Source organism: Amycolatopsis sp. NPDC004378 (assembly GCF_053602455.1).
In genome coordinates this window covers 53,063-77,331 of record NZ_JBSGDR010000007.1, presented here as the reverse complement: position 1 = coordinate 77,331, position 24,269 = coordinate 53,063, and the positions used below count along the sequence as shown (strand labels likewise).

Genomic DNA, 24,269 nt, shown 5'->3' with positions numbered 1-24,269 from the left:
GTTCTTCTCCTCATGCGTGGTAGCTGCCGATGTTCGCGGTCGCGAGCGTGCCCAGCGCGGCCGGGACGCGGTCGAAAAGCCGCCCGGTGCCGCCCAGGTGTCCCGCGACCTGCCACGAGTGTGCGGGATCGCCGACGGCGTGCCCGAACGCCAGCGCGTCCGCCTGCCCGCTCCCGAAGTCGAGCGCGGCGAGCACCGACGAGAGCAGCACGTTCCGCGCGTTCTCCATCCACCGGGGAACGTCGTCGTGGCCGAGCACGCGCTCGATCGCTTCGCGCACCTCGGCCGCGCGCTCGGTGGGGAAGCCCAGTTCGAGCCACGCCCGCGTGGCGCCCGGCCGGCACTGGACGCTCGTGCGCAGGCCGTAGCTGATCCCGAGATCGTCCCGCAGCGCCTGGTAGAGCGGCGCGAACGGCGCTCCGGCCACCCCGAACAGGAACAGCTCCGCCGCCGCGGCCTGTTCGGCGTCCACCGGCGGCAGGTCCCAGCACACGGCGTACCAGGCCTGCCCGCCCGTTCCGTCCTGGTGCGTTTCGCCACCGCGCCTCGGCCGTGCGGTGGTGGCCGGCGGCTCGCGGACCGCGAGAGGCTCGGGCGTTCCGTCGAGGTCCGCGAGGACCGTGAGGTGCGTCCCGAGCGGGCCGTCCGCCCGGACGCACGGGTCTTCACCCACGGCGAGGCGCCGGGCGGCCAGCCGCGGGCTCCCCGCGGGCCCGGTGCCGGCGACGTCCAGATCCGCCCAGGTCAGCGCCGTGCCGCCGAGGAATCCGAGCAGCTCGTCGAGCCGGTCTTCGGTCACGGTGAACGACAACGCCGGGCGTCCGGCGAGCACCTTCGTGCCCACCCCGGCACCGGTGTTCGCGGCCGTCCCCCGCCACCCCGGACGCGCGACCAGCGCCCGCTTCCACGCCTCGGCAACCTTGGCGGACGCGCCGGTCGCGTCCAGCGTCCAGCGGACGTGCGCCAGCCCGGACGCGATCCCGGACCGGTACACGTCGGCAGGCCACCCGGTCGCGATCCGCTCGGGCAGGCAGTCCAGGACGGCGGTCACAGCACGATCTCCCGGCCACCGTGCGCGGCCAGCTCCACCGCGGCCTCGGCCACCCGCTCACCGTCCACATCGGACAGCGCGGCGAGGTGGTCGCCGACGGACGCCCCGGCGAACATCCGCAACCAGGTGGCGGCGCGCGTGCGCGGCACCGGCCGGTCGAACCGTTTGAGCGCCCCGGTGCGCACCCAGCGCGCGGCGTCCGCCACCGCCGCCGGGCCGGGCCCGTCGGCGAGCACCCCGAGCGCCGAGCCCAGCGCGTCCGGCAGCCAGTCCGTCTCCCCCGTCGCCTCGACGGTCAGGCAGGTCGGCGAGCGGTCCTCGTTCGGGTCGCCGCTGATCCCGACGCGTGCCGTCACGCTCGTCCCCGCGGGCGCGTGACGGCCGACGAGGGACCGTGCGCCACCCTGGCCCAGCAGCGCCGCGACGACCTGGGCCACTGCGAGATCGGTCAGCCACCGCCCGCTCCGGACCACCGGGAAGCACACCGCACGGGCGTGCGGCGAGTCGTCGGCCCGCCCGATCCGGACGACCCGCGGCCCGCTCGGCTCGTGGGGACGCGGCGCGCCCGGCACGGCGCTCCCGTCGAGCACGTCGAGCACCGGCGACAGCTGCTCGGCCACGTCGTCCGGCCCGAGCGGCCCGACGCTCGCGACCTGCGCGACCGCCGGGTCGAGGAAGAACCGGAACGCGCGGTCCAGGTCACCGGGCGTCAGTTCCCGCAGCGCCGGGTTGTCGACGAAGCCGGTGTGCGCGTTGGGTTCGTCGTCGAACAGGGCCGCCCGGTTGTACTGCACGCTGAACCCGCGCTGCGGGTGCCGCAGCACCTTGAGCGCCACCTCCTGCGCGATCACGTCGAGCTCGCGCCGCACGGCGGCCGGCTCGTGGACCGGGTCGGCGAGCTGCCGCCGGGCGATCCGCGCCCAGCGGCCGAGCCCGGCCGGGGGCACGCTCACCCAGAACTGGACGTAATCGGCGCCCGTGTAGGCGTTGCAGATCGCCCCGGCCGTCCGCAGGGAGGCGAAGAACTGCCCCGACCCTGCCTGCCCGCGGCAGTGGAACACGTGCTCCACCAGGTGCGCCATGCCGGGCAGCGGTTCGTCACGCTGCCCGCGTCCGAAGGTGAGGCAGACCGTCTGCAGCGCGCGGCCCCGCTGCCGTTCGACGACGATCACCGGACCGCCGCGAGCGCGACCGGCGCGTCGACGGGGGCCGGGCGGACCAGGGTGCAGGCCCCGGCGGCCGCCGCGCCGCACGCCGCCGTCACCAGCCACACCACCGCCCCGCCCCGGGCGGTCAGCGACAGCATGACCACCGGCCAGAGCAGCCCGGCGGCGGCCCAGCCGAGCTGGTAGGCCGCCATGTACTGGGCGAGCCGGGCGGGCGGCGCGATCCGGGCCACGAAGTCGTTCATCACCGACGTGCTCAGCAGCTCGCCGGCGGTCATCCCGACCATGCCGAGCACCGCGCACGCCGCCGTCCCCCCGGACGGCAGCAGGAATCCGGCACCCAGCACGGCGGCCCCGCCCGCGATCGACAGCGCGGCCGCGATCATCACCGTGCGGTGGGCGTACCGCTCCACCCGCCGCGACACCACGGGCAGCATCAGCACGAGGATCACGACGTTGAGCGCGATCAGCACCCCGGCGAGCCCGGCACCCCACTGTCCTCTTTGGACGAGAGACAGCGTCAGGACGGACGGCATCGCCAGCAGGGGCACCACCAGCAGCACCGAGGCGATCAGGAAGAAGCCGAACTTGACGTCCGCGTAGACGGACAACGCGCGCGCCGGGCGTTCGGAGCCGGTGACCCGCGGCGTCGTGCGCACTCCGCGCAGCAGCACGGCCGCGACCACGAACGACACGGCGTTCAGCGCCATGAACACGGTCAGCCCGCCGCTCCCGGCGAACCCGACGGCGAGCCCGCCGACCAGCGCCCCGAGCCCCATCGCGGCGTTGCGGAGACTGCCTTCCAGCGCGTACCAGCGGCGCCGCTGGTCGCCGGTGATGTCGGCGACGAACGTCGAGTTCCCGGCCCAGAACGCGTTGTCGCCCGCCGTCGACAGCAGCAGGACGACCAGGGCGAGCACCCGGCTGGTCGCGAACAACGCGCCGACCGCGGCGAACGCGCGCACGTAGTTGATGGCCACGAGGCAGCGCGCCGAGCCGAACCGCCCGACGAACCGGCCGGCCAGCGTCCCGGCCGGCAGGGCCAGGACCGCGGCCAGCGTCATCAGCACGCCCACCTCGGCCTGGGAAAGCCCGGCCCGGAAGACGAAGTACAGCGGCACGAACGGCAGCAGCGCACCGGTGGCGACCGAGTCGATGGCGACGGAGGCGAGCACGGACCGCCCGCGCGGGATGCGGGTGAGGTCGAGCTGCGTCCAGCGGGCGAACATGCTGCCTCCTCAGTAGTGGGCCAGGGGAAAGCGGTTCAGCCCGGACTCCGGCAGGGGCGTTTCGCGCCAGCCGAGGTCGACGGCGGCGCGGCTCACCCGGTCCCGGCCCCACTGCGGGAACGCCGCCGGGAAGTTCGGCACCAGGCCGGGGCTGAGCACGCGCACCGCCGAGAACCCGGCCTCGGCGATGTCCGGGGTGGTCAGGTCGACGGCGATCGGCTCTTCGCCGAACTCCGCCCGCAGGTCCCCGGCGATCCGCCCGATCACCGCGTCCGCGGACTGCGATGCGTGCGCCGGCTCGGCCGGGCGGGGTCCGGCGGGGACGTCGAGCGTCCACGGCGAGACGTGCGCGGCCGCGCGGGGGTCCAGGTAGATCTGCAGCTGGCAGGACAGGTCCTTGACGTCCCGGAAGTCGGCCCGGTAGGAGTCCAGGTACCGCCCGTCCTCGCGGAACGGCTTCAGGTTCCGTTGCGCGGAAAGGACGTTCGCCTGCGCGCTGCCCGGTCGCGCCCCCGCCATCGTCAGCCCGGTCCACTGCAGACCGATCCCCTCGGCCAGCGCTTTCCGCCCCGCTTCGGCGAAACCGGGCCGGGTCGCGAACCCGATGGCCAGGAAGTCCGACCGCACGTCCTGCACGCAGGCGGCCGCGGTGGCCATGCCGTACCGGTCCGAGATCGGGATGATCGCCGTCCGGAACCGGTCGCCGAGCTCGGCGGCGAGCTCCGGCGCGAAGTCCTCGAGCGGAACCCGCGGCAGCACCGGCGTGTTCGCCCACCAGACCATGGACGCGTCGCGTTCGACCGTCTCGGACAGGCCGTTCGCGACGGCTTCCGCCCAGGTCCGCCCGCCCGCGATGCCGGACAGGTTCGGGTAGAGGTGGCGCTGTTCGCCGTCCGGCCGGACGGAGTTCCACGACACGTACACCCAGCACGCCGGGACCCACCGCTCTTCGCCGCTCAGCAGCCCGCGGCCGGGCACCCACGCGACGGTCGTGTGCTCGTCCAGCGGCGCGAACGGGAACCCGCGTTCCGCGTGCTGCTGCGCGGAGTACCCGACCAGGCTGCCGGGTGCCACCGCGGCCAGCCCGCGGCGCGTCAGTTCTGCGTGGCTCGCCGACACCCTCGGCGTCCGCGGCGAAACCCAGTTCGCGCAGTACCGCTCGATCAGCTCGCCGATCGCCGGGCCTTCCGCGGCCGCGGCGCTTTCCCAGCTGGAGCCGAACGCCGTCAGGTCGTTCGGGAAGTCCATCACCCGGCGCATGTCGGCCGCGCGGGCCACCGCGATGTGCAGGGACCGCGGGAAGTGCGCCGGCGTCGGCTGCGCCTTCACCGAGCGGATCACCCCGGCCTCGGGATCGCGCAGGTGCCACGCGTCGGTGCGGCGGACCGCGCGACGCCGATCGCCCTGGTCGGGCAGGGCGAGGATGCCGTGGTGCTCGACGTTCAGGTGCGCGCAGTCCAGCACCAGCTCGGCCGACTGGATCTCCGCGCGCGCGGCCCCGGCGAGCCAGCGCTCGGCCTGGACGGCAAGCGTCGAGGCGGCCCAGCGCAGTTCCGCGGGCCGCACCGCATCCGGCTCGGCCGGCGGCGGATCCCGGTGCTCGGCCTGGAACAGGGCCGGCGACGCCGCGGCGGCCTCCCGGCGGCGGTAGACGTCCGACATCGTCGCGCCGGTCCCGGGTTTGATCACCGGCCCGGCGAAGACCTTGTGGTCGAGCAGCCGGACGACCAGCCGCAGCGCCTCGAGCCGTTCGAGCTCGTCGTCGAGCGCGATCACGGCCTTCGCCGGCGCGTGGCTGAACACCGGGCAGACGATGAGGCGCTCGTCGAGCGCCTGTTCGGCGGCGGCGAGCAGGCCGTCCTGGGCACAGGCCCGGGCTTCGGCCCGCAGGCCGGCGGCCTGCCAGGCCTCGGCCAGCACCGACACGGGCCCGGCGGGGCCGAGCCAGAGGAACCTGTAGTCGTGGAGCCGCTGCGTGCGCAGGGCCTGGGGAAGCAGCCGGTACCAGGACCGGTCCCGGGTGTCGGCGACCGGCTGGACGCAGCCGTCGCGGGTCAGCGCGGCCCAGACCTCGGCGAACTCACCCGGGTCGGGCGCCGCGGCCAGCAGTTCGTCCTCGGTGCGGGTCCCGTCGAGGAGGGCGAGCCAGTCCCGCATCCGCCCGGCGGCGACGCGCACGCGGAGAACGGTCCGGCTCGGCGGCACCAGGAGGCAGCGGTCCGGCCCCTCGGCGACGACCCGGACGTGCCCGGCGATCCACTCAGGTGACATCTGCTTCCTCCACGCTGCTGCGCGCGTTATCCTGGACATGCCGGTTGGTCCCCGGGGTGTGCTACGGACGCACCCCGGGGACCAATCCGATCAGCGGGTGATCAGTCTTCGTCCCAGCTGAACTCGATCTCCGGGGCGACGTTGTTGTTCGCCAGGATGGCGAGCTCGTTCTCGTTCTCGATGGACTCGAAGATTTCCAGCATGTGCGGGGTACTTCCTTCCTCGATCGGTAATGGACGTCGCCCGGCGCGGAGGCTGCTTCGGCGTGGCCCACTCCGGGTGCGACTCACTGCCGTTCATGTGCGTTCCTCATGGGTTCGCCGTGCGTGTTCCCATAGTGGCGACCGGCCGGAACACGCACGTCTCCTCGATTGCGGCGCCCGTGGCCAGGTGCGCGACAGCAAGGCTTGTCCATCGCGACCGGGAGCCGGGAACCCTGGTGGCCAGTCGCGCGGGAAAGCGTCCGTTCCCCCTCGTGAAGACGATCCGCGCCGCCGCGGTGAACCTAGTACTTTCGGCCGATGTCGCACGGCGAAAACCCTTCGAAAGGCGTGAGCCATTCCGGGGTTCTCGGGCCGGTGCCGGTTCTGCCGTCAATCTCCGCCCTAACGTGGCGGTGCTTCGTGATCTTGAACCGGCTCAGAAGAGGGGAACCACCGTGCCAGACCGGACCCGATTTTTCGGCAGAACGCTCGCGGCCGCGGGCACGGCGGCGGCGCTCGCGCTCGCCACGGCCGTGCCCGCGGCGGCCGCGCCGTCCACCGTCGAGCAGGACGTCGCGCAGCTGTACCAGGACGTCGTCGACCTCTACAACGGTCTGCCCGCGAGCGCGGTGCGCGGCGTCGACCGGCTCATCGAGTCGCCCATCCCGCCGATCGGGCCGCAGCGCCGGGCCGCGGCGGGGCCGATTCCCGGCTGCACCGAGGGTTCGCTGCTGACCTACGCGAACAAGCTCGCGGCGCAGCTCACCCCGCTCGAGAACCAGGCGTTCAACGCGCTGTCGGGGCTCAGCCAGCTCTACGTCCAGGGCGTCGCGTCGGACAAGACCCCGCAGGTCTTCGGCACCGACGGCCAGTACACCCCGCGCGCCACCCGGACCATCGACAAGCTGCGCGGCTTCTGGGACATCGAGAGCTGGAACATCCAGCTCGTCGCCTGGAAGGGCACCGACCTCGGCAGCCAGGCGAAGATGGCGCAGACCTTCGCACTCGGCCTCGCGCCGGCGAAGGTGAAGGACGCCGCCGCGCTCGCCACCAAGGTGCTCTACGAAGTGCCGGCCCTGCAGGGCGGCCGCCACCCGCTGCTCACCCTGAACGCGTTCTCCGCCCCGGCCGACAGCCTCGGCGGCAAGCGCGTGGCCCTCGGTGACGGCCTGCTCGACACGGTCGACCTCCTCGGGTTCGACGACGTCTCGGTGGAGTCGGTCGTCGGCCACGAGTACGGCCACCAGGTCGACTTCGCGCACGACAACCACCCGCGCAACGAGTCGTCCGAGATGGGCCCCGACGCCTACGGCGGCTACTTCGTCGCGCACGCCAAGGGCTTCGCGTGGGACGCCCGCACCCAGCAGGAGGTCACCTACCTGGACGCCTCCATCGGCGACTGCTACCACAGCCACGGCACGCCGGACCAGCGCAAGGCCGCCGGCGCGTGGGGCGAGAAGCAGGCGACGAGCCAGGGCAACCCGAACCGGATCGTCCCGACCGCCTCGATGATCGAGAAGTTCCAGAAGGAATACCCGAAGCTGATGCCGCCGGCCACCGACCGGACAGTCGCGGTGGCGCACGGCTGAGCCGCGCCGGCGGGCCGTCTCCCTCACTCCGAGGGGGACGGCCCGTCGCGCCTTTGTATGCTGATCTCCGGTGCAGGCGACGGGGGCCGGCGAGTGCGGATCGTGATGACGTTGCTGGTGCGCGACGAGGCCGACATCGTGGCGGCCACGGTCGAGCACCACCTCGCCGCGGGCGTGGATTTCGTGGTGGCGACCGACAACGGGTCCGTCGACGGCACCACGGAAATCCTCGAACGCTACCGCGACGCCGGAGTGCTCGAGCTGTGGCACGAGCCGGGCCGCGACTACGAGCAGGCCCGCTGGGTCACCGCGATGGCCCGGCGCGCCGCGGAGTCGCACGGCGCCGACTGGGTGATCAACGGTGACGCCGACGAGTTCCTCTGGCCCGGCGCGGCCACCGAAGCCGGCCGGACGGCCATCGCGGACGCGCTGGCCGCCGTCGACAGCCGGTGCGGCACCGTCGAAATGGTCCGCGACAACCTGGTGGCCGATCCCGCTCGCCGTGGCCCGTGGCCGTCGACGCACGTCCTGCGCGACACCCTGTCGCTGTCGGCGCGGGGCACCCGGATCGGGAACAAGGTGTGCCACCGCGCCGATCCGGCGGTGACGGTCGGCGTCGGCAACCACAGCGCGACCGGTGCTCTGGGCGAGCTCGCCCCCGAGCGGCCGCTGACGATCCTGCACGTGCCCGACCGCGGGCTGGCGCAGTTCACCCGCAAGGTCGCCAACGCGGGAGCCGCGTTCGCCGCCAACACCCGCCTGGACCCGGGCATCGGCTGGCACATGCGCGAGGACTACCGGCTCCTGCTCGACGGCGAACTGGCGCGAACCTGGGCCCGGCGCCAGCCGGACGCGGCCGCCGTCAGCGCCGGGCTGGCCGACGGAACCCTGGTCCGCGACAGCCGGCTCACCGACCGGCTGACCGCACTGCTGCCGACCGCGGTCGTCGCCGCCGCCCTGAAGGACGTCCTGCGCGAACCGTAGCGCCGGCGAGCGCGACCGCCGGTCGGTACTGACCTCGGAAAAGCTTGGTTCGCCCGCCGGGTGGGTATTCCTGGCGGCATGGGTGCCTGGGGCAAGCGGCTCGTCGCGTTGGCTGTGGCAGTGGTGGTCCTCGCCGCCGCCGTCCTCGTCGGATCGGCCGTACACCTGTTACCCCAACTGCGGAACCCGTTCGCCGAACACACCGAAGAGCACTCCGGTCCGGTGCTGCTGCAGTCGATCGTCGAGCTTTCGCGCTACGAGGCCGCCAGCGGGTCGTTCCAGGTGGTCGTCGACATCACGACCAGTTCGATCCTGCCCAGTTTCCTCGCGGGCAGCCAGACCCTGTTCATCGGTGTCGGCAAGGACAACGCCTTCGTCGACTTCTCGCGGCTGAAGGGAGACGCGGTCAAGGTCTCCGACGACCGCCAGTCCGCCACGGTCACCCTGGGGCACGCGCAGCTGGAGCCGGCGACCCTGGACGTGCACGAATCCCGCGTCTACGCGCAGCAGCAGGGCCTGTTCACCAAGATCAACGAGTTCCTCGGCGGAAACCCGAACTCCCAGCAGGCCCTGTACGAACTGGCCCAGAAGGAAATCCAGGGCGCGGCCGCGAAGAGCCCGCTGATCGCCGACGCGGAGCGCAACACCCGGACGATGCTGACCGGCCTGCTGCAGTCGCTCGGCTTCAAGAACGTCACCGTGAACTACGCCGACGGCGCCACCGGTCCCTAGGGGTACAGCGCCCGGACCTCCGCGGGATCCGGTCCCTCCGGTCCGATCAGCACGACGGCGTCGTCGAAGCCGGCCTCCGCGTAGCGGTGCAGCACCTCGCGCGCGGGCCCGAGACTGTCCTTTCCGGACAGGGGGACGGCGCACACGACCGCCCGGCGGCCGCCGGCCGCGCGGAACCGTTCGTGGGCGGCGATGATCTGGTCCGCGCTGCGGCGGTACGCGGAGGCCAGCCAGCCGTCGAACTCGCGGGCGGCCCGCTCGACGTTGGCGCCCCACGAACCGAGCAGCATCGGCGGCCGGCCGGACGCCGGTGGCGGCGCGAGGTCGGCGTGCTCGTCCCGCCCGTGCTCGAGCAGGTCCCGCAGCCGCGGCAGGTTCGCGCGGAAGGTCCGGAAGCGCTCGGCGTGGTCCCGGTCGAAGACGCCGTAGTCAAGGTCGGTCGAGCCGGGGCTGACGCCGAGGGTCAACCGGTCGCCGCACACGGACACGAGCGACAGCACCCGGTGCGCGAGGTCGGCCGGGTGGTGGAGCGGGACCTGCACGGTGGCCGTGCCCAGTTCGACGCCCTCGGTCGCCGTCGCGGCGACCGCCAAGGTGACGAACGGGTCCGGCACCAGGAAGCCGCGCCCGACGATCTGGGGCGTCCACAGGCTCTCGAACCCTTCGCCCGCAAGGCGCCGGGCCCATTCGGCGAGCGCGATCGGCGGGCCCGGGGCCAGGCGGGCGAGCGTCGCTCCCAGGCGCACGTCAGCGGGCCCGGTCCGCGGCGAACCGGGCGTACCAGCGCAGCGCGTCCGGGTCGTCGACGGAGGCGAGGTTCACGGCCTTCTCCAGTTCCCTGCCGGTCAGCAGTCCGTGTAGCGCGCGAAACCGGGGTCGTTCCGGAGGTGCACCGGCTTCGGCTGCGTAACCACCGAGGTTAACAGAGAGAACGGTCGGTATCTCGACACTGGCCCGAACCGGGCCGTGCGGGGCGACCGGGCTCACGCCGAAAACGCTTGCGACGACCATGCGCCGTCGGATTAAGCTGGCCGCGTGCCTCTCACCGTCCGTTTCGCCCGTGGCCGCCGGCCGCGTGGCTGCCAGGCGCCCGCGCGGCGCGTGCGCGGGCGGCGGGTGCGGTACGCGATCGGCTCCGAGGCGGGCCAGGTCGACGGGATGCGATGGCACCGTGCGCCGCGCGTCGCGTGGGGTCGCTGAGGGATCTTCTTCCCGGTGAGCCCGCGGGGTCGTGCGCTCCGGTGATCCCCGACCAGCCACGAACCACCCGGGACGTCCCGGGTCAGGAGCACATCCACCATGAACTTCTTCTTCCCGGCCGCGCCGGGGCCCTTTCCCGACGCCAAGGGGTACTTCGGTGCCTTCGGCGGCCAGTTCGTCCCGCAGGCGCTCGTCGCCGCGGTCGAGGAGGTCGCCGCCGAATACCGGCGGGCGAAAGCGGATCCCGCCTTCGCCGCCCGGTTCGACGACCTGCTCGCCCACTACGTCGGCCGCCCCAGCGCGCTCACCGAGGTGCCGCGCTTCGCCAAGCACGCCGGGGGCGCCCGCGTGTTCCTCAAGCGCGAGGACCTGAACCACACCGGCTCCCACAAGGTGAACAACGCGCTCGGCCAGGCCCTGCTGGCCGTGCGCATGGGCAAGTCCCGCGTCATCGCCGAGACCGGCGCGGGCTCGCACGGCGTGGCGACGGCCACCGCCTGCGCGCTCACCGGGCTCGCCTGCACCGTCTACATGGGAGAGACGGACATGCGCCGCCAGGCGGTCAACGTCGCCCGGATGGACCTGCTCGGCGCCCGGGTCGTCCCGGTGACGTCGGGGTCCCGCACCCTCAAGGACGCCATCAACGAGACCTTCCGCGACTGGGTCGCCCACGTCGAGGACACGCACTACCTGTTCGGCACGGTCGCCGGGCCGCACCCCTTCCCCGCCATGATCCGCGACTTCCAGCGCGTCATCGGCGTGGAGGCCCGCCGTCAGCTCCTCGAGCGGACCGGGCGGCTGCCCGACGCCGCGATCGCCTGCGTGGGCGGCGGGTCGAACGCGATCGGGCTGTTCCACGCCTTCCTCGACGACCCCGGCGTCCGCCTGATCGGCTGTGAAGCCGCGGGCCGCGGCGTCCGCAGCGGGCAGCACGCGGCGTCGCTCTCGGCGGGCGAGCCCGGTGTCCTGCACGGCTCCCGCTCCTACGTCCTGCAGGACGACGAGGGCCAGATCCAGGAGGCCTGGTCGATCTCGGCCGGGCTCGACTACCCCGGCGTCGGCCCGGAACACGCGCACCTGCACGACTCCGGCCGGGCCGAGTACCGCCCGGTCACCGACGACGAGGCGATGGCCGCGTTCCGCCTGCTCGCCTCGGCCGAAGGCATCGTCCCGGCGATCGAAAGCGCGCACGCGCTGGCCGGGGCACTGCGGGTCGGCACCGAGCTCGGCCCGGACGCCGTCCTCCTGGTGAACCTGTCCGGCCGCGGGGACAAGGACCTCGACACCGCCGCTGTCCACTTCGGACTGGAGGGCGCGCGATGAGCCTGCTGACCGAAGCCTTCGAAACAGCCAAGAAGGACGGCCGGGCCGCGCTGATCGCCTACCTGCCGGCCGGGTTCCCCACCGTCGACGGCGGGATCGCGGCGCTCCGGGCGGTCCTCGACGCCGGTGCGGACATCGTCGAAGTCGGCCTGCCGCACAGTGATCCGGTGCTGGACGGCCCGGTCATCCAGACCGCCGACGACATCGCGCTGCGCGGCGGCGTCCGGATCGCGGACGTCCTGCGCACGGTCCGCGAGGTCCACGACGCGACGGGCAAGCCGGTGCTGGTGATGTCCTACTGGAACCCGGTGTCCCGCTACGGCGCCGAGCGGTTCGCGCGTGAGCTGGCCGCGGCCGGCGGCTCGGGCTGCGTGCTGCCGGACCTGCCGGTGGCGGAGTCCGCGGCCTGGCGGCGGCACGCGGCGGCGCACGAGCTGGCCACGGTGTTCGTGGTCGCGCCGAGCAGCACCGACGCCCAGCTGGCGGAAACCGCCGCGGCCGGCACCGGGTTCGTCTACGCGTCGGCGCTGATGGGCGTCACCGGCACGCGCGAGGCGGTGGACGAGGCCGCCGCCGTCCTCACCCGCCGGCTCCGCGCGGTCACCGCGCTGCCGGTGTGCGTCGGCATGGGGATCTCGGACGCCCGGCAGGCCGCCGAGGTGGCCGCGTTCGCCGACGGCGTGATCGTCGGCTCGGCCCTGGTCGAGACCCTGCTCGGCGCGCGCGACCAGGCCGCGCTCGAACGGCTCACGGCCCAGCTCGCGGCCGGGATGCGCACCCCCACGGCTACGAGGCGATCAGTTCCGCGAAGCGCTCCGGGCTGACGTTCCCGCCGCTGAGGATCACGCCGACGCGCCCGGACGCGGCCACCTGGCCGCTGATCAGCGCGGCCAGACCGGTCGCGCCGCTGGGCTCGAGGACGAGCTTGAGGCGTTCGAACGCGAATCGCATCGCCTCGCGCACGGCGTCGTCGGACACCAGCGCGATGTCGTCGACCAGGTTCCGGTTGATCGAGAAGGTCAGCTCGCCCGGGATCGACGCGGCCTGGCCGTCGGCGATGGTCCGCGGCACGGCGATCGCAACGCGTTCGCCGGCGTCGAGGGACCGCTTGGTGTCGTCGCCCTCTTGGGGTTCGACGCCGACGACGCGGATGCCGGGCTGGACCGCCTTCGCCGCGGTCGAACTGCCCGCGATGAGGCCTCCGCCGCCGACCGGCACGGCCAGGGTGTCCAGCGGCCCGGCGTCTTCGAGCAGTTCCAGCGCCGCGGTGCCCTGGCCGGCGATGACGTGCGGGTGCTCGTACGGCGGGATCAGGGCCAGGCCCCGGTCGGCGGCCAGCGCCTCGCCGAGCGCGACCCGGTCGCCGGTGTAGCGGTCGTAGGTGACGATCTCGGCGCCGTACCCCCTGGTCGCGTCCACTTTGGACTTCGGGGTGTCCTCGGGGACGAGGATGACCGCGCTGCTGCCGAGCTCGCGGGCGGCGAGCGCGACGGCCTGGGCGTGGTTGCCCGACGAGTACGCCGCGATCCCCTTGGCCAGTTGCTCCGGCGAGAGCCGGGAGGCGGCGTTGTACGCGCCGCGGAACTTGAAGGCGCCGATGCGCTGGAGGTTCTCGCACTTCAGCAGGACTTCGGCGCCGACGAGGTCGTCGAGCGTGCGGGAGCGCACCACCGGGGTCCGGTGGGCGACGCCGGCCAGCCGGGCGGCGGCGTCGCGGATGTCGGCGAGGGTCACGGGCGGGGTCATGCTTCTCCTGGGGCTCGGACGTCGGCGAGGTAGGTGTAGGCGGAGGCGCGGGAGATGCCGATGCGGGCGGCGACCTGCGGCACCGCGCCCCGGATGGCGAACACGCCGCGCCGGTGCAGGCTGCGGAAGAGGTCGAGGCGTTCGTCGCGGCTCAGCGCGGCCCACGGCTTGTTCAGGCGCAGCTGGTGTTCGTCGACGATCGCGTCCACGACGGCCTCGACGTCGTCGCCGAACGTCGTGGTCGCTGTCTCGGCGGCCGTGCCGACGTCGGCGAGCTCGCCGACGAGGGTCCGCAGCTGCCCCAGGGCCGTCACGTCGAGGTTCACGCAGAGGGCGCCGAACACCGAGCCGCCGCTGTCGCGCACCAGCATGGTCGAGGACTTGATGAGCTTCCCGGACGCGGTGCGGGTGACGTAGTTCAGCTGGTCCTCGGCGTCGTCCCCCCGCGCCAGCAGGCCCATGCCGATCTCGCTCATCGACCCACCGACGCTGCGTTCGGTGACCGACCCGGCGATCGCCACCACCGACGTCTCGGGCCGGCGGAAGTCGTGGACGACGACTTCGCAGAAGGAGCCGAGGGTCGCCGCGATACCGTCGGCGACGGGAGCCAGCGCGGCGAGAATGGCGTCCCGCTCAGACATCGCGCACCCGGCCAAGGGCGTCACCACTGCTCACCAGACAGACTGTATAGCGCCTGGACGAAGAGTCCAGATGACGCGCGTCACCTCGCTCGCCGACTAGGTGACGAGTCCGGTGCCCACCGTCTGCCGTCGGTACTCCGCCGGCGTCAAACCCGTCTCCTGCTTGAAAACATGCCCGAAGTGGGACGCACTGGAAAACCCCCACCGAGCCCCGATCGCCGCCGCCGGGACGTGCCTCAGCACGGGGTCGGCCAGGTCGGACCGGCACCGCTCGAGGCGCCGCTCGCGGATGTGGCGGGACACCGTGCTGCCCGTCCGCTCGAACAACGCGTGCAAGGCGCGCGGCGAGAGGAAGTGGGCGGCGGCGATCGGGCCGGGGCCGAGGGCCGCGTCGGTCAGGTGGGCGTCGATGTGGTCGAGGATCCGGTCGAGCAGCTCCTCGTGCGGGGGCCGGGCCGGGACGTGGTGGCCCAGCTCGGCGCGCAGCATCGTGCCGACCAGCGTCATCAGGGACCGGACGGCGGTGGGCCCGTGCACGCCGAGGGATTCGAGGTTGCGGTTGAGGCTGAGCACCGCGCTCCACACCGTGTCGGTGAGGCCCGGCGCGCACGCGAACGGCCTCGCCGTGATCTCGGCCAGCGGGTCCTCCTGCCGGGGTGAGATCGCGGTCTTGGGAAAGCGGATGCAGGTGGAGCGGTAGCCGTCGCCGACGGTCAGCGCGGCCGGCTTGCCCGAGTCGTAGAGCGCGAACAGGCCCGGCTCGAGACGGGCGACGCGGCCGTCCTGCGCGATGCGGATCTCGCCGGCCAGCTGCAGGGTGAGCACGTAGAACCCGGCGTCGGCGGGCCGGATCGTCCGGTGGTCGCGGTAGGCGGCGTGCCGGCCGGAGGCCATGTCGACGAAGCTGACCCCGTGCAGGCGCCGGTCCCGGACCCGGCCGGTGAACTCCTCCGGCCGGTCGCAGTCGAATTCGAAGCTCAGCACGCTGCGCCGGACGGCGTCGGCCCAGGACGTGAACGCGATCGGGCGCGGTGCCACGCCGTCGAACTGCTCCGTCAGTGCGGTGAATGACGTCATCGTCGGCTCCACGGTCGGTCCGGCCCACGGTACCAACCGCGCGCTGGTTCGACACCGTCGTGCGCGCTCGCGCCACCCGCGGAGGCGCGGTATTCCTAGAGTCGGGCCCGGCGGACATCTCAGTGTGGAGGAGCCACCATGACCTTTGTGCAAGGTTCGCACCACGTGACGCTTTCCGTGGCGGACGCGCAGGAAGACGTCGACTTCCACGTCAAGATCCTCGGGATGCGCTTCATCAAGCGCACGGTCCTGTTCGACGGCTCGCTGCCGATCTACCACCTGTACTACTCCAACGCCGCGGGCGACCCCTCGAGCGTCGTGACGACCTTTCCCTGGGCGCAGGCCGGGTTCTTCGGCAAGCGCGGCACGAACCAGGCGCGGGAGGTCCTGCTGTCGGTTCCCGGCCACTCGCTGGACTTCTGGCACGGCCGGCTGAGCGAGCACGGCGTCGAGGTCGCCGACGTCGAGCGGTTCGGCCGGCGCCGGCTCGCGTTCCGGCACCCGTCGGGCATCGAGTACTTCTTCGTCGGCAACGACGGCGACGAGCGCGTCGGCCACCCCGGCCACGGCGTGCCGCAGGAGCACGCGATCCACGGCATCCACGGCGTGGGCGTGCACATGGCCACCCCCGACCGGATGGTCGAGTTCGCCGGCGAGTCCTTCTTCGCCCAGGACGGCCTCGCCGAGGAGGGCGACGTCCTCGGGCTGCGGATCGGCGACGCCAAGCACGGCAACCACCTCGAGATCACCGTCAACCGCACCGACGACCAGGGCACCTGGTCCTACGGCGCCGGGACCTACCACCACTTCGCGTGGAACGTGGCCACCCTGGAGAACCAGGACGCGGTGAAGTTCGAGATCGAAGGACGCGGCTACACCGACATCTCGGAGCTGAAGGACCGCAAGTACTTCAAGAGCGTCTACGTGCGCACCCCGAGCGGCGCGCTGTTCGAGCTCGCGGTGACCCACGCCGACGGCGGCTGGACCTGCGACGAGTCCCCGCACGAGCTCGGCAAGCGCTTCCAGCTGCCCGAGCAGTTCGAGCACCGCCGCGAGGAGATCCTGGGCCGGCTGGAACCGATCGACATCTGAGCCGGCCGCGATGGCCGCACGGCACGTCGCCGGCGGGCACGAGATCACCGGCCGGATCCGGGCCGCCCGGGGAGGGACCGCATGAACCAGCTGCACGTCAGCGCCGAGTTCGACGCGCTCATGGCGCGGCTCGACGCGATCACGCCCGTCATCGAGGCCACCGCCGAGGAGGGCGAGGCCCTCGGCCGCGTCCCCGACGAAGCCGCCGAGGCCCTGCACGGGACCGGCGTGTTCAGGGTCGGCATCCCCCGCGAGCTCGGCGGCTACGAGTTCTCCCCTCGCCAGGTCATCGCCACGATCGCCAAACTGTCCTATGCGGACGCTTCGGTGGGCTGGGCCGTCATGGCCCTGCAGATGGTCACCGGCACCACGGCCGCCTACCTGGGACCGGAGGCCGCCGCGGACCTCTACCCCGACGCCGGCGCCGGCGGGCACGCGCTCATCGCCGGGCAGGGCACCAAGCTCGGCACGGCCGTCCGGGTCGAGGGCGGCTACCGCATCAGCGGGCACTGGCACTTCGCGTCCGGGATTTCGATGGCGACCCACATCCACACCGCCGCGTTCTGCGCGGAGACGGGCGAGGCGCTGGTCTTCACGCTGCCCAAGGACCAGGCGCGGCTGATCGACAACTGGGACGTCATGGGCCTGCGCGCGACCAGCAGCCACGACTACGTGTGCGAGGACCTGTTCGTGCCGGAGAGCCACGTGTACGGCATCGCCACCACGGAAACCCGGCACGGCGGCGCGCTCTACCGCATGGGACTGGCCAACCTGGCCGGGATCTGCCACACGGGCTGGGCCCTCGGCGTCGGCCGCCGGCTGCTCGACGAGCTGAAGGCGCTGGCCGCCGAGAAGACCGGCCGTCCGAACGCGACAGTCGACACCCAGCAGTTCTCCGCGCAGTACGCCCAGGCCGAAGCGAAACTGCGCGCGGCACGCGCCTGGGCGGCGGAGGTCTGGGCGGACTGCGAAGCCACCCTGGACCGCGGCGACCCGATGGACACCGAGCAGGAGACGCTGACCCGCCTGATGCTGAACAACACCACGTGGTCGGTGCACGCGGTGGGCCAGACCGTCTACAAGTGGGCGGGGACGGCGGCCCTGCGGCACGGGACCCTGCAGCGGTTCTTCCGCGACCTGCACGCCGGCACCCAGCACGTCACCTCCGGCCCGCTCGTGCTGCAGAACTGCGGCAAGCTGCTCAGCGGCCTCGCGCCCGGTGCGCGCTGGGTGTTCCTCGACCTCGACGAGCACGCGGCCGTCCGGTGACTCCCGCGCTCGTCGAATGGGGCCTCCCGGCGGACGAGGCCGGGCTGGCGGTGCTCGCCGTGCACGGCCGCGGCCAGGACCCGGCGTTCATGCGGACGACCGCCGAGCGGCTCGGCGCGGTGCCGGTGCGGTTCTTCGCACCGCAAGCCCCGGGCACCACGTGGTACCCGCTCTCGTTCCTGGAACCGGTCGAACGCAACCAACCCGCCCTCGGCCGGTCGCTGCGGACCGTGGCAGCGTGCCTGGACCGGTTGGCCGAGGCCGGTTTCGGCCGCGAACGGGTGGTGCTGTGGGGGTTCTCGCAGGGCGCCTGCCTGCTGGCGCACCTGATGCTCACGGCGCCGCGCCCGGTCGCCGGGCTGGTGCTGTTCACCGGGGGCTACGCGGGCACGGCAGCCCCGCCCGTGCCGGACACCCCGGTCCTGCACGGAGTTCCGGCCGTCCTGAGAAGCATCTCCGACGACCCGTGGGTGCCCCGGCACCGGGTCGAGGAGACCGCCGTACTGCTGCGCCGGGCCGGGGCGAAGGTGGACCTGCGCATCGCCCCGGGCACCGAACACGTCATCACCGACGAGGCCTGCGCGGCGGCGGCCGCCCTCCTCACCGCGGTGGCGTCGGGCCGGGATCCGAGCCCACCAGGTGCCCAGGGGCGTACCGCAGGTAGCGCCCGGTCCCGGCGGCCGCGTTGAGCCGTTCGGGTTCGGCGACGTCGCCCCAGCGGCCGGTCGAGATACGGGCCTCGAGGGCGTGCAGCGCGGCGATCGTCTCCGAGGCCTGGAAGGCGCAGTGCCCGGTGCCCTCGACGAACGCCTGCCGCAGCAGGTGCCCGTCGCCCACGCGCCGCGCGTACCAGTTTTCCTGCTCCACGGGCACGAGCTGGTCGGCGATGGTGTGGACGTTCAGCTCGGGCACCCGCAGGCGCCCGGTCGGCACGGACGTCCGGGCGAGCGTGGCCACCGCACCCGGATCGGCCGTGATGTCCGCGTCCCGGGTCAGCTTCGCCAGGTCGGCGTCGAGGTTCAGCCCCGCGTGCCGGTAGAGGTCCCGGACCTGCGGGAGGTGACTGCTGCGGGCGAGCAGGGCCCGGTAGTCGGTGCCGCGGGTGGCCGCGCTGTTCCCGCCCGCGGCCAGCTCGACCTGGTGCCGGCCCGTCATGACGAAGCCGAGCACGAACCCCGTGAGCGTCTGTTCCTGTTGTGCCTCCTGGGTTTCGTAGTCCCGGGGTGCCGGTGGTGCGGCGCCGGTGTACCAGGTGGACACGTTCATCAGCGCGGCGGCGAGAGCGATCCGCGCCCGGCCGGCCGGCGTGGCCTGGGCGTCGCTCGTCACCTTCGCCAAGGTCGCGGCCGCCGCGGCGGCTTCGTCCTGGCTGCCGTAGCGGACCAGCTTGACCGGCTGCCCGGGCGCGAGCAGGTGCGAGAGCGCGTATTCGCCGTGGAGCTGGTAGTCGTCGAGGTTCAGCGCACCCGCGACCAGCCCGCAGGTCGTGAGCGCGCCGTCGATGCGGTCGTGGCGGTCCTCGGCTTCCCGCGCGCTCACGAGCCCGCCCATCGACGTCCCCCACGCGATGGTGCGTTTCGCCGTTCCGATCCGGGCCTCGAGTTCGCCCAGCGCCGCGAACTGGTCCCCGGCCGCGGACTCCAGCGCCCACCAGGACGGCCCCGAGTAGGACGAGCCGACGAGCGCGTAGCCCTCGGAGAGGAGGGCCGCCGCCGTGGCCCCGTCCGGCGCGTCCTGCGCGACGAGCGGGCCGAAACCGTGACTGTAGAGGATGATCGTGCCGTTCCACGCCGCCGGGACGTCCGCGACCCAGGTCGCGCCGTCGGGCAGCTGTCCGCTGTGGTGTCCCGCGTCGGCGGCTTCCGCGGGAGAGGCGAGGCCCGCCGCCAAGAGCGTCGCGACCGCCACCGGGATCAGGCGCTTCACCGGTCCGCTCCCACGGCCCGGGTCACGGACGGATCCGCCAGGTCGACCTGGTTGCTCTCGCGCAGGGCGAGCACGCACAGCACGGTGACGAGGCAGCAGGCCGCGATCACCGCGGAGATCACCCCCGTGCCGGCGCCGGCGATCGCCGCGAACACGACGGGAGCGACCCCCGCGCCCAGCCCGGCGATCTGGTAGCCGAGCGACGCGCCCGTGTAGCGCGTGCGGGTGCGGAACAACTCGGTGCACAGCGCGGCCAGTGGCCCGTACATCGCCGGGTGGGCGACCGACTGGCCCAGCACGACCGCGAGCGTCAGCAGCACGGGCGAGCCGCTGTCGATCATGGGGAACAGGAGGAACGCGACCACGCCGGTGGCGATCGCCCCGGCGATGACGACGGGCCTGCGCCCGACGCGGTCGGACAGCGCCGAGTAGCCGATGATGCCGATCACCGCGCCGACCGAGGACACCGTGATCGCGTTGAGCACGGTCTGGCGCGAGAAGCCCGCGTGCACGGCGTACGAAAGGACGTACGTCGTGAGGGTGCCCTGCGCGACGAAGGCCCCGAAGCCGACGCCGATCGCCAGCAGCAGGTTCTTGGGGTGGCGGCGCAGGACCTCCAGCAACGGCGTGCCGGAGCGCTCGCGGGAGGCCGCGAACACCGGCGTCTCGTCGACCTTCAGCCGGATGAACAGGCCGATCGCCAGGAGCACGACGCTGAGCAGGAACGGCACCCGCCAGCCCCACGCGAGGAACTGCGCGTCGGTGGTCACCGCGCCCATCAGTGTCAGCAGCAGCGTGGAGACCACCATCCCGCTGGGCGCCCCGGCGTTGGTGAAGCTCGCCCACAGCCCGCGACGGCTGGTCGCGTGCTCGGCCGACATCAGCACCGCGCCGCCCCACTCGCCGCCGACGGCGACGCCCTGCAGCACGCGCAGCACGACGAGCAGGACCGGGGCCCAGACGCCGATCTGCGCGTAAGTGGGCAGAACGCCGATCAGCGTGCTCGCGATGCCCATCATCGACATCGTGATCACGAGCATCCGTTTGCGGCCCAGCAGGTCACCGAAGTGCCCGAAGACGATCCCGCCGATCGGGCGGGCCAGGTAGCCGGTGGTGAACGTGCCCAGACTGGCGACCGTGCCGGCCACCGGGTCCAGGTTCGAGAAGAAGACCTTGTTGAACACCACTGCCGAAGCGGTGGCGTAGAGCAGGAAGTCGTAGTACTCGATCACGCTGCCGAAGTAGCTGGACAGCACCGCGCGGCGCAGCTGCGCCCGCGGTCGGAGGTTGTCTGCCATCGCGCCCTGCCTCGTCGCCGACTGCGCGTGACCCGCGCCACGCCGCGACGAACGTTAAGCACATTGATGACTGCCGTCAACAGTCTGCCCAATATGGATCAGGCTTATGCTCGCGGAGTGACCGATCTGGCCGTGCCGGCCGCCGCCGAAGGCATCAGCGCCGATACCCCGCGCCCCCAGACGCTGCTGCTCACGTTCCTAGGCGGCCACATCCTCGACCGCGGGATCCACGTCGCGACCGCCAGCGTGCTCGACGTGCTCGAGCGCGTCGGCGTCTCCGAGCACGCCACCCGTTCGACGCTGAGCCGCATGGCCCGCCGCGACCTGCTGCACCGGGTGCGCCGCGGCCGCCACGTCTACGTCGGTCTCACCGACCGGTCACGGGCGATCCTGCACGACGGCGAGCGGCGCATCTGGCGAGCCGGAGCGGTCGAGCGGCACTGGGACGGCACGTGGACGCTGCTCGGGTTTTCGATGCCGGAGTCGTGGCAGCGCCAGCGCCACGCCCTGCGCTCCCGGTTGCTGTGGGCGGGTTTCGGCAGCCTGCAGGGCGGGCTGTGGATCGCCCCGGGCCAGGTCGACACGGTCCCCCTGCTCGACGGCCTCGGCGCCGACGGGCACGTCCGGGTCTTCCAGGCCCGCGCGCTCCCGCCCACCGAAGTCGCCGGGATCGTCCGGGAAGCCTGGGACATCGACCAGCTGGCCGGGCACTACCGCGCGTTCCTGGCCCGCTGGCAGGACCCCGAAAGCCAGGCGCCGGACAGCCTCGCCCGCGACCTGCTCCTCGAGTCCGACTGGCTGCGGACCATCCGCACCGACCCCCGCCTCCCCCGCGAGCACCTGCCCGCCGCCTGGCCCGCCGAACCGGCGCAGGAGCTGTTCTACGCCCTCAGCACGGAACTGAAGCCGGCCGCCCGGGCGATCGCCGCGGACATCCTCGACACGATCACCGACAAGCAGGCCGAAGAAGCGCACTGAACCGGTCCCCGGTGATCGGGCAAGGCCGGTTCCTCTTCCTACCCTGACGCACGACGGGATCTTGCCGCCGGGCTCGACGGTGCGTTATTCACAACCTGGGATTCTCCGAGTCGCAGAGGAGCTGCTCGTGAAGAAGGTGCTCGCCGTCGTGGCCGTGGTCCTGCTCGCGCTCGGAGGTCTGGCCGCGCCCGCCGCCGGCGCCGGGGGCAAGAAAGGCGTCAGCGTCAATCCCTATCCCGAGGCCGGGACCGCACTCGGCGATGTCGGGGCTCGGTGGTTCTACGACTGGGCGGCCGATCCACAGGGCATCTCCCCCGCCAACGGGGCGGAGTTCGTGCCCATGATCTGGGGCCGGGGTTCCGTCAACCAGGACCAGCTCGGCCGCGCGAAAGCGTCGGGCAGCACCCTGCTCGGCTTCAACGAACCCGACATGGCCGGCCAGGCGAACATGTCCGTCGAGACCGCGCTCGCTCTGTGGCCCCAGTTGCAGGACACCGGGATGCGGCTCGGCGCCCCGGCCGTCGCCTATGGCGCGGACGTCGCCGGCGGGTGGCTCGACCGGTTCCTGAGCGGTGCCGCCGCGCGCGGCTACCGGGTCGACTTCATCCCGCTGCACTGGTACGGCGGGGACTTCTCGAGCGCGGCCACCGGGCAGCTGCAGTCCTACCTGCAGAAGGTGCACGACCGCTACCACCTCCCGATCTGGCTGACCGAATACGCGCTCACCGACTTCTCCGGCTCGACACCGCGTTACCCGTCTTCGGCCCAGCAGACCGACTTCGTCACGAAGTCCACCGCGATGCTCGAAGGACTTTCGTTCGTCGAGCGGTACGCCTGGTTCTCGCTGTCGACGTCGACGGCACCGACCGGGCTCTACACCGGTGCGACGCCGAACGCGAGCGGCGTCGCCTACCGCGGAGCGGCTCTCACGGCCAAGGCCGCGGCCGACCACACCGTCACCTTCGTGAACCGGTCCGGGCAGAAGCTGTGGCTCGGCAGTTCGGTGAACGCCGACGGCTCGGCCGACTTCCCCAGCCTCCCGGCCCTCGAGGACGGGCAGTCCGCGACGGTCACGATCCCCGAGTCGGCCGATCCCGGCCACTGGCGCGGGAAGTTCTTCGGCAGGCAGGGCTGCACCGGGACGTCCGGCCAGGACTTCCACTGCGCCGTCGGCGACTGCGGCGCCTTCGCCGACCACTGCACCACCGGCGAACAGCCCGCCAGCCTCGCCGAGTTCAACTTCGACACCGGCGACAGCCTGGCCCCCTGGTACGACGTCAGCTACGTCAACGCCTTCTCAGTGCCGATCACCATCGAACCCGTCGACGCGAGCGTCCCGCCGGGCTCGACGTCGTGCGGCACCGCCGGCTGCCCCGAGGACCTGCTGCCCGCCTGCCCCGCCGCCTATGTCGTCCACGGCCCGGACGGCGCGCCGGTCAACTGCGTCAACCCCGACCGCGACGCGCCGACCGACTACAGCGACACGATCAAGTCCCACTGCCCCAAGGCCTACGCGTGGTCCAAACAGGACACCGAGCCCGGCAACCAGACGATGTACCAGTGCGGCTCCTGCCGCGGCTTCACCGTCACGTTCCACTAGCCCGGCAGCAGCAGCTCGTCGGGGTCCAGCCCCCGGTCGATGCCGTGCGGGGTGACGGTCTGGCCCGGCTCGAGAGCCAGCTTCCGCCCGTCGAGGGTCACGTCGACGACGTCCGGCTCGAACGACACGAACCCGGACACCCGCCCGACCTCGGGCCACGCTTCGGGGTACGACCAGGCGGCGCGCTTGCCCGCGCCGATGTCGAAGTAGCCGGCAAGTCCCTTGTACGGGCAGAAAGTCTCGCCCTCCGCCGGCGCCAGCGCCGTCATGTCGACGTCTTCGCGCGGCACGTACCAGCGGGGCGCGAAGCCGGACTCGTAGAGCACGACCGGGCGCCGGGTCTCGGCGACGACGCGGTCACCCTCGCGCACCACGAGGTGACGTGAGGTCTGCCGGATGTCGATGCGGTGGTACGGGTCGGCGGCGTGCCCGACGATCCGCTCGTCCTCCTCGTAGAACGCGTCCATCGCCCGCCAGGCGAAGGCGACGCGGTCGCGCAGGACCTCCGCGTGGCCGGGGAGGCCGGGGTAGCGCCAGGCCGCGCGCGGCGCCTGCCGGCCCCCCGCCCGGACGGTGAACCATTCGGCGGGCCCCAGGTCGCGGTGGGTCGTCGTGCGGCCCTCGGCGTCGAGCACGCCTTCGCGGACGTCGGCGAGCGGGAAGTACGCCACCGGGTAGCGCCCGGGCTCGTGCAGGAGGACGACGTCCTCGCTGTCGGCCACCCACTCGCCGCCGAACCGCACGCGCATCCGCCGTCGCAGCGGCTCGGCGAACAGGAGCCGCTCGGGCAGCGGCTGCTCGGCCAGGAAGTGCCCCACCGCCCGCGTGGCCAGGGGTCCTTGCTGCCAGGCCAGTCCCATGCCACTCTCCTAACCCTTATGACTTTGTTTGATG

General features: G+C 72.8%; 23 protein-coding genes. 11 read left to right on the top strand and 12 right to left on the bottom strand.

Annotation, left to right across the window (positions count from 1 at the left end):
• Positions 1-10 precede the first annotated feature (10 nt).
• From ACWEN0_RS22135 to ACWEN0_RS22120, 4 genes are read right to left on the bottom strand one after another with little or no spacing between them, the layout of a single operon-like run.
• A complete protein-coding gene (locus tag ACWEN0_RS22135; protein ID WP_451976409.1) occupies positions 11-1,051 on the bottom strand; it encodes an insulinase family protein in 1,041 nt (346 codons plus the stop codon).
• Complete coding sequence (locus ACWEN0_RS22130; protein WP_451976406.1) at positions 1,048-2,223, bottom strand: insulinase family protein; 1,176 nt, start codon at positions 2,221-2,223, stop codon at positions 1,048-1,050. Before ACWEN0_RS22130 ends, ACWEN0_RS22135 begins: the two co-directional genes overlap by 4 nt.
• Positions 2,220-3,446 (bottom strand): MFS transporter, encoded by a 1,227-nt coding sequence (locus tag ACWEN0_RS22125; protein WP_451976404.1) that lies wholly within the window; start codon positions 3,444-3,446, stop codon positions 2,220-2,222. The genes ACWEN0_RS22130 and ACWEN0_RS22125 overlap by 4 nt, the downstream gene beginning before the upstream one ends.
• Positions 3,447-3,455: 9 nt before the next feature.
• Positions 3,456-5,717 carry a YcaO-like family protein gene (locus ACWEN0_RS22120; protein WP_451976402.1) on the bottom strand — a complete coding sequence of 754 codons (2,262 nt, stop codon included), beginning with the start codon at positions 5,715-5,717 and terminating at the stop codon, positions 3,456-3,458.
• Between the two features lie 658 nt (positions 5,718-6,375).
• Here ACWEN0_RS22120 and ACWEN0_RS22115 point away from each other — a divergent pair.
• From ACWEN0_RS22115 to ACWEN0_RS22105, 3 genes are all read left to right on the top strand, one after another.
• Entirely contained in the window at positions 6,376-7,509 is a 1,134-nt protein-coding gene (locus ACWEN0_RS22115; protein WP_451976400.1) for a hypothetical protein, read from the top strand.
• Between the two features lie 105 nt (positions 7,510-7,614).
• Positions 7,615-8,493: a glycosyltransferase family 2 protein gene (locus ACWEN0_RS22110; RefSeq protein WP_451976397.1), complete on the top strand. Its 879-nt coding sequence runs from the start codon at positions 7,615-7,617 to the stop codon at positions 8,491-8,493.
• Positions 8,494-8,571: 78 nt separating this feature from the next.
• Complete coding sequence (locus ACWEN0_RS22105; RefSeq protein WP_451976395.1) at positions 8,572-9,225, top strand: DUF4230 domain-containing protein; 654 nt, start codon at positions 8,572-8,574, stop codon at positions 9,223-9,225.
• On the opposite strand, the gene ACWEN0_RS22100 is transcribed toward ACWEN0_RS22105, so the two are convergent.
• Positions 9,222-9,971 carry an LLM class flavin-dependent oxidoreductase gene (locus ACWEN0_RS22100; protein WP_451976392.1) on the bottom strand — a complete coding sequence of 250 codons (750 nt, stop codon included), beginning with the start codon at positions 9,969-9,971 and terminating at the stop codon, positions 9,222-9,224. The genes ACWEN0_RS22105 and ACWEN0_RS22100 overlap by 4 nt on opposite strands.
• 1 nt (position 9,972) lies before the next feature.
• Positions 9,973-10,236 (bottom strand): hypothetical protein, encoded by a 264-nt coding sequence (locus tag ACWEN0_RS22095; RefSeq protein WP_451976389.1) that lies wholly within the window; start codon positions 10,234-10,236, stop codon positions 9,973-9,975.
• 24 nt (positions 10,237-10,260) lie between these two features.
• Between ACWEN0_RS22095 and trpM the strand changes: the two genes are divergently transcribed.
• The 3 genes from trpM (at position 10,261) to trpA (ending at position 12,572) form a co-directional block, all read left to right on the top strand.
• Positions 10,261-10,425 (top strand): tryptophan biosynthesis modulator TrpM, encoded by a 165-nt coding sequence (trpM, locus tag ACWEN0_RS22090; protein ID WP_451976386.1) that lies wholly within the window; start codon positions 10,261-10,263, stop codon positions 10,423-10,425.
• Positions 10,426-10,524: 99 nt separating this feature from the next.
• Positions 10,525-11,748 (top strand): tryptophan synthase subunit beta, encoded by a 1,224-nt coding sequence (gene trpB / locus ACWEN0_RS22085; protein WP_451976383.1) that lies wholly within the window; start codon positions 10,525-10,527, stop codon positions 11,746-11,748.
• Positions 11,745-12,572 (top strand): tryptophan synthase subunit alpha, encoded by an 828-nt coding sequence (gene trpA, locus ACWEN0_RS22080; protein ID WP_451976380.1) that lies wholly within the window; start codon positions 11,745-11,747, stop codon positions 12,570-12,572. Before trpB ends, trpA begins: the two co-directional genes overlap by 4 nt.
• On the opposite strand, the gene ACWEN0_RS22075 is transcribed toward trpA, so the two are convergent.
• From ACWEN0_RS22075 to ACWEN0_RS22065, 3 genes are all read right to left on the bottom strand, one after another.
• Positions 12,535-13,494, bottom strand: coding sequence for a pyridoxal-phosphate dependent enzyme (locus tag ACWEN0_RS22075; RefSeq protein WP_451976377.1), 960 nt, complete (start codon positions 13,492-13,494; stop codon positions 12,535-12,537). The two genes, trpA and ACWEN0_RS22075, sit on opposite strands and share 38 nt — an antisense overlap.
• The gene (locus ACWEN0_RS22070) at positions 13,491-14,135 is read right to left on the bottom strand and encodes a helix-turn-helix transcriptional regulator (RefSeq protein WP_451976374.1); all 645 of its coding nucleotides are present in this window, start codon (positions 14,133-14,135) and stop codon (positions 13,491-13,493) included. Before ACWEN0_RS22070 ends, ACWEN0_RS22075 begins: the two co-directional genes overlap by 4 nt.
• Before the next feature lie 96 nt (positions 14,136-14,231).
• Positions 14,232-15,212: an AraC-like ligand-binding domain-containing protein gene (locus ACWEN0_RS22065; protein WP_451976371.1), complete on the bottom strand. Its 981-nt coding sequence runs from the start codon at positions 15,210-15,212 to the stop codon at positions 14,232-14,234.
• A 138-nt stretch (positions 15,213-15,350) separates the two neighbouring features.
• Here ACWEN0_RS22065 and ACWEN0_RS22060 point away from each other — a divergent pair, with 138 nt between their 5' ends.
• The 3 genes from ACWEN0_RS22060 to ACWEN0_RS22050 all read left to right on the top strand — a co-directional run bounded on the left by ACWEN0_RS22060 (position 15,351) and on the right by ACWEN0_RS22050 (position 18,262).
• Positions 15,351-16,304 carry a VOC family protein gene (locus tag ACWEN0_RS22060; protein ID WP_451976369.1) on the top strand — a complete coding sequence of 318 codons (954 nt, stop codon included), beginning with the start codon at positions 15,351-15,353 and terminating at the stop codon, positions 16,302-16,304.
• Positions 16,305-16,385: 81 nt separating this feature from the next.
• Positions 16,386-17,573, top strand: a complete 1,188-nt coding sequence (locus ACWEN0_RS22055) for an acyl-CoA dehydrogenase family protein (protein WP_451976366.1) — start codon at positions 16,386-16,388, stop codon at positions 17,571-17,573.
• On the top strand, positions 17,570-18,262 hold the full coding sequence (locus ACWEN0_RS22050) for an alpha/beta hydrolase (RefSeq protein ID WP_451976363.1): 693 nt from the start codon (positions 17,570-17,572) through the stop codon (positions 18,260-18,262). Before ACWEN0_RS22055 ends, ACWEN0_RS22050 begins: the two co-directional genes overlap by 4 nt.
• Here ACWEN0_RS22050 and ACWEN0_RS22045 read toward each other — a convergent pair.
• Both ACWEN0_RS22045 and ACWEN0_RS22040 read right to left on the bottom strand, forming a co-directional pair.
• Positions 18,174-19,499, bottom strand: a complete 1,326-nt coding sequence (locus ACWEN0_RS22045) for an alpha/beta hydrolase (RefSeq protein ID WP_451976360.1) — start codon at positions 19,497-19,499, stop codon at positions 18,174-18,176. The two genes, ACWEN0_RS22050 and ACWEN0_RS22045, sit on opposite strands and share 89 nt — an antisense overlap.
• A complete protein-coding gene (locus ACWEN0_RS22040) occupies positions 19,496-20,797 on the bottom strand; it encodes an MFS transporter (RefSeq protein WP_451976357.1) in 1,302 nt (433 codons plus the stop codon). Before ACWEN0_RS22040 ends, ACWEN0_RS22045 begins: the two co-directional genes overlap by 4 nt.
• 117 nt (positions 20,798-20,914) lie before the next feature.
• On the opposite strand from ACWEN0_RS22040, the gene ACWEN0_RS22035 reads away from it, so the two are divergent.
• Together ACWEN0_RS22035 and ACWEN0_RS22030 are read left to right on the top strand one after the other, a co-directional pair.
• Positions 20,915-21,775: a PaaX family transcriptional regulator gene (locus ACWEN0_RS22035; RefSeq protein WP_451976354.1), complete on the top strand. Its 861-nt coding sequence runs from the start codon at positions 20,915-20,917 to the stop codon at positions 21,773-21,775.
• Positions 21,776-21,902: 127 nt separating this feature from the next.
• Positions 21,903-23,375, top strand: a complete 1,473-nt coding sequence (locus ACWEN0_RS22030; RefSeq protein ID WP_451976351.1) for a glycosyl hydrolase — start codon at positions 21,903-21,905, stop codon at positions 23,373-23,375.
• Here ACWEN0_RS22030 and ACWEN0_RS22025 read toward each other — a convergent pair.
• The gene (locus ACWEN0_RS22025) at positions 23,372-24,235 is read right to left on the bottom strand and encodes a DUF427 domain-containing protein (RefSeq protein WP_451976348.1); all 864 of its coding nucleotides are present in this window, start codon (positions 24,233-24,235) and stop codon (positions 23,372-23,374) included. The genes ACWEN0_RS22030 and ACWEN0_RS22025 overlap by 4 nt on opposite strands.
• Positions 24,236-24,269: the final 34 nt, after the last annotated feature.

What these genes read in the sequence shown, in the direction of transcription:
- trpA (WP_451976380.1), top strand. Translation starts at nt 11,745, where the DNA reads ATGAGCCTGCTGACCGAAGCCTTCGAAACAGCCAAGAAGGACGGCCGG.
- ACWEN0_RS22060 (WP_451976369.1), top strand. Translation starts at nt 15,351, where the DNA reads ATGACCTTTGTGCAAGGTTCGCACCACGTGACGCTTTCCGTGGCGGAC.
- ACWEN0_RS22065 (WP_451976371.1), bottom strand. Translation starts at nt 15,212, where the DNA reads ATGACGTCATTCACCGCACTGACGGAGCAGTTCGACGGCGTGGCACCG.
- ACWEN0_RS22025 (WP_451976348.1), bottom strand. Translation starts at nt 24,235, where the DNA reads ATGGGACTGGCCTGGCAGCAAGGACCCCTGGCCACGCGGGCGGTGGGG.
- ACWEN0_RS22105 (WP_451976395.1), top strand. Translation starts at nt 8,572, where the DNA reads ATGGGTGCCTGGGGCAAGCGGCTCGTCGCGTTGGCTGTGGCAGTGGTG.
- ACWEN0_RS22040 (WP_451976357.1), bottom strand. Translation starts at nt 20,797, where the DNA reads ATGGCAGACAACCTCCGACCGCGGGCGCAGCTGCGCCGCGCGGTGCTG.
- ACWEN0_RS22095 (WP_451976389.1), bottom strand. Translation starts at nt 10,236, where the DNA reads ATGGTCGTCGCAAGCGTTTTCGGCGTGAGCCCGGTCGCCCCGCACGGC.
- ACWEN0_RS22070 (WP_451976374.1), bottom strand. Translation starts at nt 14,135, where the DNA reads ATGTCTGAGCGGGACGCCATTCTCGCCGCGCTGGCTCCCGTCGCCGAC.
- trpB (WP_451976383.1), top strand. Translation starts at nt 10,525, where the DNA reads ATGAACTTCTTCTTCCCGGCCGCGCCGGGGCCCTTTCCCGACGCCAAG.
- ACWEN0_RS22125 (WP_451976404.1), bottom strand. Translation starts at nt 3,446, where the DNA reads ATGTTCGCCCGCTGGACGCAGCTCGACCTCACCCGCATCCCGCGCGGG.
- ACWEN0_RS22110 (WP_451976397.1), top strand. Translation starts at nt 7,615, where the DNA reads ATGACGTTGCTGGTGCGCGACGAGGCCGACATCGTGGCGGCCACGGTC.
- ACWEN0_RS22055 (WP_451976366.1), top strand. Translation starts at nt 16,386, where the DNA reads ATGAACCAGCTGCACGTCAGCGCCGAGTTCGACGCGCTCATGGCGCGG.
- ACWEN0_RS22075 (WP_451976377.1), bottom strand. Translation starts at nt 13,494, where the DNA reads ATGACCCCGCCCGTGACCCTCGCCGACATCCGCGACGCCGCCGCCCGG.
- ACWEN0_RS22120 (WP_451976402.1), bottom strand. Translation starts at nt 5,717, where the DNA reads ATGTCACCTGAGTGGATCGCCGGGCACGTCCGGGTCGTCGCCGAGGGG.